The following is a 13744-nucleotide window of genomic DNA, read 5'->3' as shown; positions in this document are numbered from 1 at the left end:
CCATGAGCGACATCGCCGTTCCGCGCCCGGTCTCCCAACTGCTGGCCCTTCCCGGCCTCGACCATCTGGCGCGCCTCGCCCTCGCCTCGCCCTTCCTGGTGAGCGGGATCGTCAAGCTCCTCGACTTCTCCGGCGCCACGGCGGAGATGGCCGGGCTCGGGCTGGAGCCGGCATCCCTCTTCGCCGGGGCCGTCGTTGCGACGCAGCTCGGCGGATCGCTGCTCTTCCTGACCCGGCGCTGGTGCTGGCTCGGGGCGGGCATGCTGGCGGTCTTCACGGCCATCGCCACGCTGCTCGCCCACCCCTTCTGGGCCTTCGAGGGGGCTGACCGGGGCCGGCAGACGGCGACCTTCTTCGAGCATGCCGCCATCGTCGGCGGGCTCGCCGTCGCCGCCCTGCTGGTCAACCGCCGGGCGGGGCGGTCATGACGGCAACATCCGGTCCGGCGCCCGGCCCGGCGCCCCACCCGGTGCCCGAGGCGGGAGCGGCTCCGGCCGCTCCGCCCGGCACCTTCGCTCCCCTGCGCCACCCCCTGTTCGCCGCGATCTGGATGGCGACGGTGCTCGGCAACATGGGCACCTTCATGCGCGACGTCGCCAGCTCCTGGCTGGTGACGGAGATCTCGGCGTCCCCGGCGGCGGTGGCGCTGATCCAGGCGGCGGGCACGCTGCCGATCTTCCTGCTCGCCATTCCCGCGGGCGTCCTGTCCGACATACTCGACCGGCGCCGCTTCCTGATCGGCATCCAGGTCGCCCTGGCCCTGGTCAGCGCGACGCTCGCCCTGCTCGCCTGGTCCGGCAGCGTCTCGGTCGGAAGCCTCGTCGCCCTGACGCTGCTCGGCGGCACGGGGGCCGCACTCGCCATGCCGACCTGGCAGGCGATCACGCCGGAGCTGGTGCCCCGCGCGGAGCTGAAGGGGGCGGTGGCGCTCAATTCGCTGGGCTTCAACATCTCCCGCGCCATCGGCCCGGCGCTGGGAGGCCTCGTGCTGGCCACCTTCGGCGTCACGGCGACCTACGGCCTCGATGTGCTGAGCTACCTCATCGTCATCGCCGTGCTGTTCTGGTGGAAGCGCGACGCGGGTGCCGGGGATGGGCTGCGCGAGGAGTTCGGCGGCGCCCTGCGGGCCGGGCTGCGCTACGCCCGGGCGAGCGGCGAGATGCACCGGGTGCTGTGGCGCGCGGTGCTCTTCTTCGCCTTCGCCAGCGCCGTCTGGGCGCTGCTGCCCATCGTCGCGCGGCAGGAACTCGGCGGCGGGCCGGGCTTCTACGGGCTGATGCTCGGCAGCGTCGGGGCGGGTGCCATCGCCGGCGCGCTGCTGCTGCCGCGCCTGCGCGCCCGGCTGGGGCAGGACCGGCTCGTGCTGGCGGCCTCGCTGGTCACGGCGGCGGCGACGGCGCTGCTGGCGGTCATCGGCATCCCGGCGGTGGGCCTGGTCGCGGCGCTCGTGCTCGGCATGGCCTGGATCGCCATCCTGACCACGCTGAACGCGACGGTGCAGGGCATCCTGCCGAACTGGGTGCGCGGACGCGGCCTCGCCATCTACCTGACCGCCTTCAACGGCGCCATGGCGGCGGGCAGCGTGGGCTGGGGCCTGCTTGCCCAGGCGGCGGGGGTGGACGTGGCCCTGCTCCTGTCCGGGGCGGGGCTCGCCGTCACCTCGCTGCTCGCCTTCCGGGCCAGGCTGCCGAGCGGGGAAAGCGACCTCACCCCCTCCATGCACTGGCCGGAGCCACTGATCTCCGAGCCGGTGGCGAACGACCGCGGCCCGGTGATGATCACGGTGACCTACCGCATCCGGCCGGAGGACCGCGCGGCCTTCCTGGCGGCCCTGTCGGCCCTGTCCGGCGCCCGCCGGCGGGACGGCGCCTATGGCTGGGGCGTCTCGGAGGACGCCGCCGACCCCGAGCGCCTCGTCGAATGGTTCTTCGTCGAATCCTGGGCCGAGCATCTGCGCCAGCACCGCCGCGCCTCGAAGGCGGATGCGGACGTGCAGACCGAAGCCCGCCGCCTGCACCAGGGCGCCGAGCCGCCGCTGGTGCAGCATTTCCTGGCGCTGGACACCCGGTCCGCGCCCTGAACCGGCAACCCCCCGAGTGGCTCCCTTGATGGCTCCGTGCCCACCGTCCGGCGGCCGGAGCCACGCCCGTGTTGGGCCTGACCGTCCTTTTCCTATACCTTGGCATAATGGACGCGGGGTGCCGGGAGAGGGCAGTTTCGCCCTCCCCCCGGTCCCCATCCGAGCGGCCGGCGGAAGATCCAGGGGGACGAACCGGGGGGCCGTGCCGGGAGGGAGCCATGCCGAGGACCATCGATCCGCCGGCCGAGCAGCATTTCCTGCTCTCCGGCCTGCCGCCGGGTCCGGGGCAGAAGAGGCTCGCCGCCGGCGTCCTGCTGGTCCTGCTCGCCGCGCTGGCCCTGACCGCCCCCTTCGCGCGCGTGGCGCTCGCGGGCACCGAAATCCTTCTGCCGGCCTACGCGACCGCGGTCGTGACGACCGAGGCGATCACCGCGGCCCTGCTGTTCGCCCAGTTCGCGATCAGGCCCTCGCGCGCCCTGCTCGCGCTGGCGGTCGGCTACCTGTTCGCGGCGCTGATGATGATTCCCTGGCTGCTCACCTTCCCCGGCGTCTTCGCGCCGAACGGGCTGCTGGGCGCCGAACTTCAGAGCACCGCCTCCATCGCCGGCCTGCGGCGCCTCGGTTTCCCACTGTTCGTGCTGGCATACGCCCTGCTGGATGACGGGAGCGGCGGCTGGCCCTCCGGGGCCGCCGCGCGGCGCACCGTGTTCGGGTGCATCCTGGGGACCGTTGCACTGGTCTGCGGCCTGACCTGGCTCATCCTGTCGAACGACGCGGCCATGCCGGATTTCATGATCGACCGGGCGCGGACGACGGGGGTCTGGAACCTCGTCCTCTACGCGACGCTGCTGGTCTGCCTGGTGGCGCTGGCGCTGCTGTGGCTGCGGCGGCGTTCGGTGCTGGGGCTCTGGCTCATGGTGGTGGTCGGGGCCTGGATCATCGAGACGGTCCTGCTCGGCTTCGTCAGTTCGGGGCGCTACAGCCTCGGCTGGTGGGCGGGGCGGCTCTATGGGCTCGCTTCGGCCAGCATCGTGCTGGTCGTGCTGCTGGCGGAGACGGCCGCGCTGTACGCCCGGCTCGTCCGGTCGGCCGCGGCGGAGCGCCGCGTGCGGGAGGCGCGGCTGATGACGATGGAAGCGCTCTCGGCCTCCATCGCGCATGAGGTCAACCAGCCCTTGTCGAGCATGGTGACCAACGCCAACACGGGGCTGAAATGGCTGGAACGGGATGTTCCGGACATCGGCGAGGCGCAGGCGGCCCTGCGGCGCGTCGTCCGCGACGGGCACCGCGCGGGAAAGATCGTCGAGAACACCGGCCTCGTCTTCCGGAAGGAAGCCCGCGAACGGGCTCCGCTGGACCTGAACGCCCTCATCCGCAGGGTCCTCCGGCGGGTCGAGGGCGAGGCCCGGCTGGGGCGCGTCTCCGTGCGGACCGAACTCGACAAATGGCTGCCGTCGGTCACCGGGAACCCGGTGCAGCTCGAACAGGTGGTGCTGAACCTCGTCGCCAACGCGCTCGACGCCATGGAGGCGGCGGGCGGTCCAGCCGGCGGAGCCTGCAGCTTGCGCGTGCGAACGGAACGCCACGCCTTCGGCAGCGTTCTGGTGTCCGTCGAGGACAGCGGCCCGGGGCTGGATCCGGGGCATCGGGACCGGGTTTTCGAGCCGTTCTTCACGACGAAGCCCCACGGGATCGGCATGGGGCTGATGCTGTGCCGCTCGATCGTCGAGGCGCATGGCGGCCGTTTGTGGTTCACCGAAGCCGCCCCGCACGGTAGCATGTTCCAGTTTACGTTGCCGGCGGACCCGGATGACGGGCCGCCAACGACGGAGCGAGCGCGATGAGACCGGACCGGAAGCCCGACCTTTCCCCCGCCGACGCCCCCGCCCTACATCCAATCGTCCTCATCATCGACGACGACCCCTACATCCGGGAGTCGCTCGAGAACCTGCTGCGGTCGGTCGGGCTGGCGGCGCTGTCCTTCGAGTCCACGCACTCCTTCCTGGAGGCCAAACGTCCCGACGCGCCTGGCTGCCTCGTGCTCGACGTCCGGCTGCCGGGGCGCAGCGGGCTGGAATTCCAGAGGGAGTTGGCGGAATTGGGCGTCGGCATTCCCCTGATCTTCATCACCGGCCATGGCGACATTCCCATGTCCGTCAGCGCGATGAAGGCCGGCGCCATCGAGTTCCTGACAAAGCCCTTTCGCGACCAGGACTTCCTCGATGCGGTCCAGAGGGGGATCGACACCGACCGGAGCCGGCGCGAGGCCGCCGCGGCGATGTCCGACCTGCGGGCACGCTACCGGCTGCTGACGGGGCGGGAGCGGGAGGTCATGGCGCTGGTTGCCAGCGGGCAACTCAACAAGCAGATCGCCGCCACGCTCCAGCTCAGCGAGATCACCGTGAAGGTTCACCGCGCGCAGGTCATGAACAAGCTCCAGGCCAAGTCCCTGCCGGAGCTGGTGCGCATCGCCGACCGGCTGGCCGCCGACGGCGGGGCGGCGGAGCGGGACCGCCACGCCGCCCTGCGGTAAGCCCTTTCGCCAAGCCCCCTCCTCCGGATGTCCGCCAAGGCTCGCCTGCGGGGCACTGCGACGCCTTTGCTCTCGCGCTGTTGTATCCCGATGGCGGAACGGCGCCTTGGCGGTGAGAGGCAGGCCTTCGGGCCAAGATCCGGGAGAGAGACATGTCGAAAGCAATCACGGGCATTCGCGGCCTCGGGGCCGTTCTGTGCGGCTGCGCCATGCTGGCGCTGGCGCCACCGGCCGGGGCCGAGACCGGGGACGTCTACAGCGTCTCCGGCGAGCGGGTGAACCTGCGCTCCGGGCCGTCGGACAGCGCCAGCATCCGCTCCACGGTCGAGCGGGGCACCGACCTGATCGAGCTGAAGCGGGACGGCCAGTGGATCGGCGTCCGCGTCGAGCGGACCGGCGAGGAGGGCTGGGTCTTCTCCGACCTGGTCCGCCGCGTCGAGGCGTCGAACCTCGGCGGCGGCGTTGGCGCCTTCGCGCGCATCTCGCCGCAGTTCGATGGGCTCCTCGACGAGATCGGGCGGGAGGTCGGCTATTCCATCATCGACCGCGTGGTGAGCGCGGAGGGCGACCGGCTGCGCGTCCGGCCGACGGCCGACTGGATGGACAAGGCCAGCAGCGACACCAAGATGATGACCGCGCTGGCCATCTATCAGATGTGGAAGAACCACAACAACGGCCGCCCCGTAGACGTCGATCTGGTGGACCGGCGGGGCACCAGCCTCATCGGCATCGCCGACGGGGCGGACGGCCCGGAACTGGCGCTCGACCGCTCCCTCGCCACGCGCTGAGGAGTTGGGCGTCGAGGGCCGCGCGGCATCAATCCACGCGCCGCCATAAGTTCCGGTCCTGGAGGGCGCTCACGCTGACGAGCAGCACGTCGGTCGGGGTGCCCTCCTCCAGGAGAAGGCGCGCGTGCGGCGCATGGCCCGGCTTCTCGACGAGTTCGATCACCTCATAGACCTTGGTCGAGGCGTCCGCGCGGGTGAAACGTTCCCCCGCCTGAATGATCTTGCCTCGTCTTGCCATCGGTTCCTCCGATTTGTTAACCATCGCCTTTCGGCGGGGCTCACGCTAGCAGATGGACAGGCCATCGGCATGCGGGCTTTCGGGGCGGGTGCCCCTATTGGATGGGCGTGCGTGGTCAGACCGGCTGGAAGAGGTCGGGGGCGGCCCGCAGCCGGGCGACGTCCCGCAGGGGCGGCGCGCCGAACATCCGGCGGTATTCCCGGCTGAACTGCGACGGGCTCTCGTAGCCGACGTTGAAACCCGCCGTGGCCGCGTCCATGGCGCGGCTGACGATCAGCCGGCGCGCCTCCTGGAGCCGGAGCTGCTTCTGGTACTGCAACGGGCTCATCGCGGTCACCGCCTTGAAATGCTGGTGGAGAGCGGACGGGCTCATCCGCGCCTCGGCGGCGACACGGTCGATGCTGAAGGGCTCCGCGAAGTTCTGCTTGATCCAGCGGATGGCGCGGTTGACCCGCTGAAGCTTGCCGTCGGCGAGCGCGATCTGCCGGAATTGGGCGGATTGTTCGCCGGTGAGCAGCCGGTAGAGGATTTCCCGCTCCGCCAGCGGGGCGAGGATCGGGATGTCGCGCGGCGCGGCCAGCAGCCGCAGGAGCCGGACCGCGGAGTCCAGCAGCTCCGGCGTGACCATGCTGAGCGACAGCCCGGCGCCCGTCGCGCGCCTGTCCTTTTCCCGGCTCTCCGCCGCGGTGCGGTCCGGGGTGCCGCCGGCATCCAGCATGAGGGCGCTGAGCATCGCCGGGTCGAGATCGAGGCGCAGGCAGAGATAGGGCTGGTCCGGCGTGGCCTCGGTCACCTGTCCCGCGATGGGCAGATCGACCGAGACCACCAGATACTGCTCCGGCCCGTAGGCGTAGACGCTCTCCCCCAGCATGACCTGCTTGCGCCCCTGCGCGACGATGCACAGGGCCGGCTCGTGCAGCACATGAATAGGTTCGGTCGGCCGCGACACGCGGATCAGATGGACGCGCGGGATGGCGGTCGGATGCACCCCGTCCGTCGTAGCGTATCGTTCAATCAGGGCCGCGAGTTCCTTCCGTCCTTGCATCTCCAGTTCCTCCTCTCCCGTCCGCTCGGTGCCGATACGGCCTCGCTCCGTTCTCCATCCGCAAGATAACCCGTCCATGCCCCTGCCGGTATCGCCACGGCGCAGGTCTGGAGGATCAGGCAAGATCCTCGCAGCTCTGGTCTACCGGCCCAGGGGCGCCGGACGTCATCTTCCACCCATCGCGGCGCCCCGCCGCGGTCCGGGGATCGGCCCCGGCCAGACGCACATCCAAGTGGGAGTTGAGACATGAGCAAGACCTGGTTCATCACCGGTGCGGCGCGTGGAATCGGCGCGGCGATCGCCCGGGCGGCTCTGGAGGCGGGCGACCGCGTGGTTGCGACGGGCCGCAACGCCGCGCGCATCGAAGAGGTCTTCCAGGCACACGCCGGCAAGGTGCTGGCGCTGGAGCTGGACGTCACCGACGGGGCGCGGGCGGTGGAGGCCGCCGAGGCCGCGGCCGCGCGGTTCGGACGCATCGACGTGCTGGTCAACAACGCGGGCTACGGTCAACTCGGCGCCTTCGAGGAGATCGCCGCCGAGGACGCCGACCGGCAGTTCGACACGAACTTCTTCGGCACCCTCAACGTCACCCGCGCCGTCCTGCCCGTCATGCGGCGGCAGCGCGCCGGGCGCATCTTCAACCTGTCCTCCATGGGCGGAATGCTCGGCTTCCAGGGAGCCTCGATCTACTGCGCCACGAAATTCGCCGTGGAAGGCTTCTCGGAATCCCTGGCGCTGGAGGTCGGGCAGTTCGGCATCCGCGTCACCATCGTGGAGCCGGGCTTCTTCCGCACGGACTTCCTCGACGGCAGCTCCGTCCGCTACGGGACGGGCAGCATCGCGGACTACGCCGCGTCGGCCGCCGAGTGGCAGGCCACCTACGAGGCGCACAACCACAAGCAGGCCGGCGATCCGGCGAAGCTGGGTGCGGCTCTCGTGACGCTGGCCGCTTCCGAGGAGCCGCCCCTGCGCTACGCCGCCGGCACCGACGCGGTCGAGGCGATCACCGGGAAGCTGGACGCCGTGCGGAGCGAGATCGAGCGGTGGCGCGCGCTCTCCGTCTCCACCGACGGCGCGCGCTGACGGGGAGCACTCCATGACGGACACTCATCGGATAACGGGGCTCCGCGCCGGAGCCATCTGCCTCCTCCTGGCGGCCGCCCTCACGGCCGCAGCACAGCCCGGCAGGGGAGCGGAGGCAACCTCGACCAAAGCAGAAGAGGGAACGGAAAGCATGACGCAGCATGACTATGTCGGGATGTGGGTCACGGCGGACGGCTACATCCGCCACGAACTCCTGCCGAACGGCCGTTATGACGAGGCCCGGGGCGACCGGAAGAGCGCCTACCAGGGGCGCTACACGATCCGGGGGAATCACATCGACTATGTGGACGACACCGGCTTCACCGCCGACGGCGACTTCATCGACGGCGTGCTCCACCACGCGGGCATGATCCTCTACCGGGAGCGCTGATGGCGAAAGCGGCAGGGGCGGCGTTGCCCCTTTATTACAACGTCGCCGCCGCAGATGCGTGGCATATGCGATAAATCGTATATATGCTTGGGTGGAATTTCGCCCAAGGTCGGAAGGCCAAGCATGCTCAGCCAATGTCCGTCCAACTCCAGCATTCCCGGCTGGCCGGTGGATGAGCCGAGGAGTCCGGGATGGGGGGCGGCGCCGTGCCGCCGATGATCGCCGGGGTCGCGTCCCTGATCGAACGGATCTCCGGCTCGGCGGATTGGAGCACGGAGGCCAGGGCCATCCTGGCGGAACTCGGCCAGCTCACCGGGGCCGACCGGGCCTATCTGTTCCGGCTTCACGAACACGGCGGTTTCGGGCTGGCGCAGACCTGCCTCGCCGACTGGGCGCGGGACGGCCTCGCCCCGCTGACGGGCGACCGGCGGAACACCGACGAGAACCTGAGGGACGCCGACCCGCTCTTCATGTCCTGGACGGAGCGGCGGCGGCGGGGCGAGGTCATCCGGGGCCACACGCGCGACCTCACCGGCTACCTGCGCGCGGATTTCGAGCATCAGAGGATCCTGTCCTTCCTCTCCGTCCCCATCATGGTTGCCGGTGCCTGGTGGGGGCATATCGGGCTCGACAGCTGCTTTTCGGAGCGGGAATGGACGGAGGAGGAGGTCGCGGCACTCCGGCTCGTCGCGGCGTCGGTCGCGCTGGCGGTGGCCCGCTCCTCCAGCGGCTACTCCCGCAGCGAGGCGGTCCGGGCCGCGATCGTCGCCACCTCGCTCGACGCCATCGTCACCGCCGACGAAGCGGGGCGCATCGTCGAGTTCAATCCGGCGGCGGAGGCGATGTTCGGCCTGTCGCGCGGGGAGGCGGTCGGTCTTCCGCTGTGGGACGTCATCGTTCCGGAGCGGCTGCGCGCGGATTACGCCGGCACCGTCGGGCGCCGCCTGTCCGTTGACGGGAGCGGGCCGTTCGGCCAGCGGGTGGAGATGCCGGGCCGGCGCCAGTCCGGCGCGGAGTTTCCGGCGGAAATGACCTTCAGCGAAGTCCAGGTCGCCGGGCGCCGTCTGTTCACGGCCTTCATCCGCGACATCACGGAGCGCAAGGCGGCGGCGGCGGCGCTCGAGCGTCTGGCCTACGCCGATGCCGCCACCGGCCTGCCGAACCGGGCCGGCCTGACGCGCGCGATGGCATCGATGGGTGGGGCATCGATGGGTGGGGCATCGACGGGTGGGGCGCCGATGGGCGGGGAAGCCGCCCTGTGCGTCCTTGCGGTGCGTTTCATCGACTTCGACGCCATCGTCGCGGGGCTGGGACAGGATTTCGCGGAGTCGCTGGCGGTCGAGGCCGCGCGGCGTTGCGCCGGGGCGCTGCTGGACGGTGCCGTGCTGGCGCGGATCGCGCCCAACTGCCTGGCGGTGGCGTTGCCCTGCGGCATGACCGATCCCGGCATGATGGCGGATGCCCTGCGCGGCTGCCTGGCGCGTCCCTTCCATCTGGCGAACCGCTCCATCAAGCTGCGCGTCGGGCTCGGCATGGAGGTGGCACCCTGGCACGAGCAGATCCTCGACGACGCGGTCATGGCGAGCCTTCAGGCGGCGGCCGATGCCGTCGTGGTGTTCGACGCCGCCCTGCGCGCCTCCCGCGTCAACCGTCTCACGCTGGAATCCGATCTCCGCACGGCCATGGAGGTGGCCTTCAACGTGGAGACGGAACGGAACGTCCGGCGGCCGGGCGGGCTCTGGGTCGCCTATCAGCCGATCGTGCGGCTCGCCGACGGCGGCCTCGCCGGATTCGAAGCGCTGGTGCGCTGGGACCATGCGTCGCGGGGCATCCTGTCACCGGCGGAGTTCATCCCGATCGCCGAGGAAACCGGTCTCATCTTTGCCCTCGGCCGCTGGGTGCTGGAGGAAGCGACGCGTCAGGCGGCGCTCTGGACCCGTTTCGGCCTTCCGCTCTTCGTGAGCGTCAACGTGTCGCCGCGCCAGTTCGCCGACCCCGACCTGCCGCTCGCCCTGACCGAGGCCATCACCCGCGCCGGATTGCCCAAGGGGGCACTCAAGCTCGAAATCACCGAGAGCGTGGTCGCCGGCAACGAGGAGGAGGCGGTCGCGATCCTGAAGGACGTCCGGTGCTTGGGCGCCTCGGTCGCCATTGATGATTTCGGGACGGGCTATTCGTCGTTGAGCTACCTGCACCGACTTCCCATCGACGTGCTGAAGATCGACCGCTCCTTCGTCACGGGCATGCGCAGTGCCGGGAACACCCGGCAGATCGTCCGTTCGGTGCTGGACCTGTCGCGCTGCCTGGGGATCGACACGGTCGCCGAAGGCGTGGAGACCGCCGAGGATGCCGAAACGCTCCGGGAATATGGCTGCCGTTACGGGCAGGGCTGGCTCTACGGTCAGCCGTTGCTGCCGGAAGACGCCACCCGGCTGATCGGCGCCGAGCAGGCAAGGGGCGTTTAGCGCGCTGCGGAAGGAGGCGTTTTTCCGCAGCCTGTCAGAGCATTTCCAGCAAGGCCGTGCGGTGATCGCGGTCCGCCACCGCCAGAACCTGATTGGACCCGAACGGCTCGACCTCGCGCTCCGGCAGCATTCCGGGGCGCGGCTGCCGGTCGGGCGGGATGAAGTGTTCGATCGGCTGCTTTACGTCACCGGGGCGCCGGCAAGGTCCCGCGCACGCCGCAACTCATCAACGAAAGCGCCGTAGGCGCTGCTCCGTTGCTCCTCGTCAGGCAGGCGCAGCAGATAGGAGGGGTGGACGGTCACGAACCCGTTCCAATCGCCGAAACGCGCTGGTCCCCGCTCATGGAGCACCGAGACCTTGCGTCCGGCCAGGGCGAGCGCCGCCGTTGCCCCGAGCGCTACGATCAGGCGCGGGCGAACGAAACGCAGTTCCTCCATGAGCCACCACCGGTAATGCTTCACCTCTCCGGTGGTCGGCGATTGGTGGATGCGGCGCTTTCCTCGCAGCACGAATTTGAAGTGCTTGACCGCGTTGGTCATGTAGGCGGCGCCGCGCTCAACACCCGCTTCCGCCATTGCGCGGTCCAGCAGTTGCCCGGCCGGTCCGACGAAAGGACGGCCTTGCAGATCCTCCTGGTCACCCGGTTGCTCCCCGACGAAGGCGATCGCCGCGTCTTGCGGTCCTTCTCCCAGGACGGCCTGCGTCGCCCCGGGCACCAATGACGGCGAACGGCGGATGATGGAGTTGAGGTCCTCCAAACTGGCCGGACGGCTGGACGCCATGGCGGCGACGGCCCTGTCCGGGTTGCGGCGGATCGGGGCGGCGGCCTCCCGCTCGATCATCGAACGCACGCGCGCCGGAGCCTCGCGGATCATTTTCGGTATGGATTCCGCTTCGGGCATGTGCGCCCAGTATCTCTTGGGCATTTCGGCCCGCATCGCGACCGGATTGAGGCGTGCCGGGTTGAAGGTGCTCTCATAGTAGCGCTTCCAGCCGGCCAGGAACGCGTCGGCGCCCATTCCATCGGGCATGGCAGCCGGAGGCCCGACGGTGAGAGTGTTCCGATCCCAGTGCAGGGAGCCGACGGGGGTCAGGATCGACCAATCCATGCTCTGGAACCGTTCGACGAAAAAGGGTGCCACGGCTTGGATGATGAAATGATCGGGTTCGAAAAAGGCCACGAAACGGTCGCCACCGTCCGCGGCAGGAAACTCATGGAAACGCAAAAAAGCATGCATCTTGTGCAGGTCGCGGCGCACCGCTTTTTCTAGAAGCGCCAGACGGTGGATCAACGGGTCACTGTGGAAGCCCAGCACCTCGCGCTCGCCATGCAGCACCCGCCAGATCAGCCGGTAAAGCAGGGCATAGCGTTCCGGCTCCCGATGGCAGACGACGGCCTCCACCAGTGTCCCGACGGCGCGTGGCAGGGTGATCGGCAAAGCCGCATCGACGTCGAGGGTGGCGGATGCGCCGGACAGCAGGGGGGCGTCGTCTGCGGTCCATAGCACCTCGTCCGGCGCTATCCCGGCGCTGACCAGCCCACGCACGGCCTTTCGGAAACCGGCGAGATCCGCCCCTTCGGCGAGATCGATGTGGTGCAGCGCCATCAGAACAGGCTCAGCTGCTGTGGAGGCGCCACCAGACGCTGACGCAGGTCCAGCCGGTCGATCAGGCCGTTGGGATGATGGTCCACGGTGATGATGAAGGGCCGCGCCCGCTTCACCCCGGTGGACAGCCGTTGCAAATCCTCCAGGCGCAGACCGGTGTGCCGCCGCGCCTCGATGATCTTGTCCACGGCACGGGCTCCCAGGCCCGGCACACGCAACAGCAGCTCCCGGTCGGCGCGGTTCACGTCGGCGGGAAAGCGGTGGCGGTTCTTCAGTGCCCAGGCCAGCTTCGGATCGACGCCGAGGTCGAGCATCCCGTTCTCGCCGCCTTCAGCGATCTCATCGACCGTGAAGCCGTAGTAGCGCAGCAGCCAGTCGGCCTGGTACAGGCGGTTCTCGCGCTGGAGCGGCGGCGACTTGGCCGGCAGGACAGTGCTCGCTTCCGGGATCGGGCTGAAGGCGGAGTAGTAAACCCGGCGCAGCCCATAGCGCTGGTAGAGCGTGTTGCTGGTCTGGAGCACGGACTGGTCCGTTGCCGCATCCGCCCCAACGATCATCTGGGTGCTCTGTCCAGCCGGAGAGAAGCGGCGGCGCTCCTCCTTCGCTTCCGTGATCCGTTCGTTGACTTGGCCCATCATCGCCCTGATGGAGGCGCCATCCTTTTCCGGGGCAAGCTGCCCCAGGCTTTGGTCGGATGGCAGTTCCAGGTTGATCGACAGCCGGTCCGCCCACAGTCCCACCTGTTCGATCAACCAGGGGCTGGCCTCCGGGATCGTCTTCAGATGGATGTATCCGGCAAAGCCGTGTTCCTGCCGCAAGGTCTTCGCCACGAGCATCATCTGCTCCATGGTGTAATCCGGCGAACGGATGATGCCCGAGGACAGGAACAGTCCCTCGATGCAATTGCGCTTGTAGAAGCCGATCGTGAGGGCCACCACCTCGTCCACGCTGAACCGAGCCCGGCGTACATTGGATGAACGTCGGTTGATGCAGTAGGCGCAGTCGAAGAGACAGTAGTTGGTGAGCAGAATCTTGAGCAAGGAAACACAGCGCCCGTCCGGCGTATAGGCGTGGCAAATGCCGGCCCCGGTGGTGGAGCCCAGTCCCCCTGCCCCACCCTTGCGACCCTTGGCGCCCGACGACGCACAGGATGCGTCGTATTTCGCTGCATCGGCCAGAATTCCAAGCTTTTCGAGCAGCACGTCGTCCACCGGATCTGATCCCTTTCCTATGATGTTCCTAATATGTTCCGGTTCGGCCGGAAGGCAAGGACGGCTTTTTCGCGGAAGGATGGTGGGGGGCATTGTCACAGAGACGGTGGTCGCGAGCCTCGGGGGGCTTTGCTGGTGCGGGTCGGCAAGTTGCAGATCAGGGACCGGAAATGCAAAAGGCCCGGTTCCGTCAGGAACCGGGCCTTTTGCGTATTTGGTTGCGGGGGCAGGATTTGAACCTGCGACCTTCAGGTTATGAGCCTGACGAGCTACCGGGCTGCTCCACCCCGCGATTGTGCCGT

General features: G+C 69.3%; 12 protein-coding genes and 1 tRNA gene. 8 read left to right on the top strand and 5 right to left on the bottom strand.

Annotated elements, in window-relative coordinates:
* Positions 1-2: 2 nt before the first annotated feature.
* From JUB11_RS24045 to JUB11_RS24025, 5 genes are all read left to right on the top strand, one after another.
* Positions 3-428 carry a DoxX family protein gene (locus tag JUB11_RS24045; RefSeq protein ID WP_247887288.1) on the top strand — a complete coding sequence of 142 codons (426 nt, stop codon included), beginning with the start codon at positions 3-5 and terminating at the stop codon, positions 426-428.
* Complete coding sequence (locus tag JUB11_RS24040; RefSeq protein WP_207461322.1) at positions 425-2080, top strand: MFS transporter; 1656 nt, start codon at positions 425-427, stop codon at positions 2078-2080. The genes JUB11_RS24045 and JUB11_RS24040 overlap by 4 nt, the downstream gene beginning before the upstream one ends.
* Before the next feature lie 218 nt (positions 2081-2298).
* A complete protein-coding gene (locus tag JUB11_RS24035) occupies positions 2299-3924 on the top strand; it encodes an MASE4 domain-containing protein (RefSeq protein ID WP_207461321.1) in 1626 nt (541 codons plus the stop codon).
* Positions 3921-4613: a response regulator transcription factor gene (locus JUB11_RS24030; RefSeq protein WP_207461320.1), complete on the top strand. Its 693-nt coding sequence runs from the start codon at positions 3921-3923 to the stop codon at positions 4611-4613. The genes JUB11_RS24035 and JUB11_RS24030 overlap by 4 nt, the downstream gene beginning before the upstream one ends.
* A gap of 152 nt (positions 4614-4765) precedes the next feature.
* Positions 4766-5401 (top strand): SH3 domain-containing protein, encoded by a 636-nt coding sequence (locus JUB11_RS24025; RefSeq protein WP_247887287.1) that lies wholly within the window; start codon positions 4766-4768, stop codon positions 5399-5401.
* A gap of 28 nt (positions 5402-5429) precedes the next feature.
* On the opposite strand, the gene JUB11_RS24020 is transcribed toward JUB11_RS24025, so the two are convergent.
* Both JUB11_RS24020 and JUB11_RS24015 read right to left on the bottom strand, forming a co-directional pair.
* Complete coding sequence (locus tag JUB11_RS24020; RefSeq protein WP_207461319.1) at positions 5430-5639, bottom strand: hypothetical protein; 210 nt, start codon at positions 5637-5639, stop codon at positions 5430-5432.
* 115 nt (positions 5640-5754) lie between these two features.
* Entirely contained in the window at positions 5755-6684 is a 930-nt protein-coding gene (locus JUB11_RS24015; protein WP_207461318.1) for an AraC family transcriptional regulator, read from the bottom strand.
* 246 nt (positions 6685-6930) lie between these two features.
* On the opposite strand from JUB11_RS24015, the gene JUB11_RS24010 reads away from it, so the two are divergent.
* The 3 genes from JUB11_RS24010 to JUB11_RS24000 all read left to right on the top strand — a co-directional run bounded on the left by JUB11_RS24010 (position 6931) and on the right by JUB11_RS24000 (position 10623).
* Positions 6931-7767, top strand: coding sequence for an oxidoreductase (locus JUB11_RS24010; protein ID WP_207461317.1), 837 nt, complete (start codon positions 6931-6933; stop codon positions 7765-7767).
* A gap of 151 nt (positions 7768-7918) precedes the next feature.
* Entirely contained in the window at positions 7919-8158 is a 240-nt protein-coding gene (locus JUB11_RS32940; RefSeq protein WP_247887286.1) for an Atu4866 domain-containing protein, read from the top strand.
* A 191-nt stretch (positions 8159-8349) separates the two neighbouring features.
* On the top strand, positions 8350-10623 hold the full coding sequence (locus tag JUB11_RS24000) for an EAL domain-containing protein (protein ID WP_207461315.1): 2274 nt from the start codon (positions 8350-8352) through the stop codon (positions 10621-10623).
* 180 nt (positions 10624-10803) lie between these two features.
* Here JUB11_RS24000 and JUB11_RS23995 read toward each other — a convergent pair whose 3' ends face one another.
* The 3 genes from JUB11_RS23995 to JUB11_RS23985 form a co-directional block, all read right to left on the bottom strand.
* Positions 10804-12231, bottom strand: coding sequence for a UdgX family uracil-DNA binding protein (locus tag JUB11_RS23995; RefSeq protein WP_207461314.1), 1428 nt, complete (start codon positions 12229-12231; stop codon positions 10804-10806).
* Positions 12231-13442, bottom strand: a complete 1212-nt coding sequence (locus JUB11_RS23990; protein WP_207461313.1) for a putative DNA modification/repair radical SAM protein — start codon at positions 13440-13442, stop codon at positions 12231-12233. The genes JUB11_RS23995 and JUB11_RS23990 overlap by 1 nt, the downstream gene beginning before the upstream one ends.
* Before the next feature lie 215 nt (positions 13443-13657).
* A tRNA-Met gene (locus JUB11_RS23985) sits at positions 13658-13734 on the bottom strand.
* Positions 13735-13744 lie beyond the last annotated feature (10 nt).

Source organism: Azospirillum sp. SYSU D00513 (assembly GCF_017356015.1).
Classification (GTDB): Bacteria; Pseudomonadota; Alphaproteobacteria; order Azospirillales; family Azospirillaceae; genus Azospirillum.
The sequence above is the reverse complement of the archived record's forward strand: the minus strand, read 5'-3'. Positions and strand labels throughout refer to the sequence as shown.

Coding starts and splice junctions, on each gene's coding strand:
- JUB11_RS24020 (WP_207461319.1), bottom strand. CDS start 5,639: ATGGCAAGACGAGGCAAGATCATTCAGGCGGGGGAACGTTTCACCCGC.
- JUB11_RS24040 (WP_207461322.1), top strand. CDS start 425: ATGACGGCAACATCCGGTCCGGCGCCCGGCCCGGCGCCCCACCCGGTG.
- JUB11_RS24000 (WP_207461315.1), top strand. CDS start 8,350: ATGGGGGGCGGCGCCGTGCCGCCGATGATCGCCGGGGTCGCGTCCCTG.
- JUB11_RS24010 (WP_207461317.1), top strand. CDS start 6,931: ATGAGCAAGACCTGGTTCATCACCGGTGCGGCGCGTGGAATCGGCGCG.
- JUB11_RS32940 (WP_247887286.1), top strand. CDS start 7,919: ATGACGCAGCATGACTATGTCGGGATGTGGGTCACGGCGGACGGCTAC.
- JUB11_RS24015 (WP_207461318.1), bottom strand. CDS start 6,684: ATGCAAGGACGGAAGGAACTCGCGGCCCTGATTGAACGATACGCTACG.
- JUB11_RS24045 (WP_247887288.1), top strand. CDS start 3: ATGAGCGACATCGCCGTTCCGCGCCCGGTCTCCCAACTGCTGGCCCTT.
- JUB11_RS24030 (WP_207461320.1), top strand. CDS start 3,921: ATGAGACCGGACCGGAAGCCCGACCTTTCCCCCGCCGACGCCCCCGCC.
- JUB11_RS24025 (WP_247887287.1), top strand. CDS start 4,766: ATGTCGAAAGCAATCACGGGCATTCGCGGCCTCGGGGCCGTTCTGTGC.
- JUB11_RS24035 (WP_207461321.1), top strand. CDS start 2,299: ATGCCGAGGACCATCGATCCGCCGGCCGAGCAGCATTTCCTGCTCTCC.
- JUB11_RS23995 (WP_207461314.1), bottom strand. CDS start 12,231: ATGGCGCTGCACCACATCGATCTCGCCGAAGGGGCGGATCTCGCCGGT.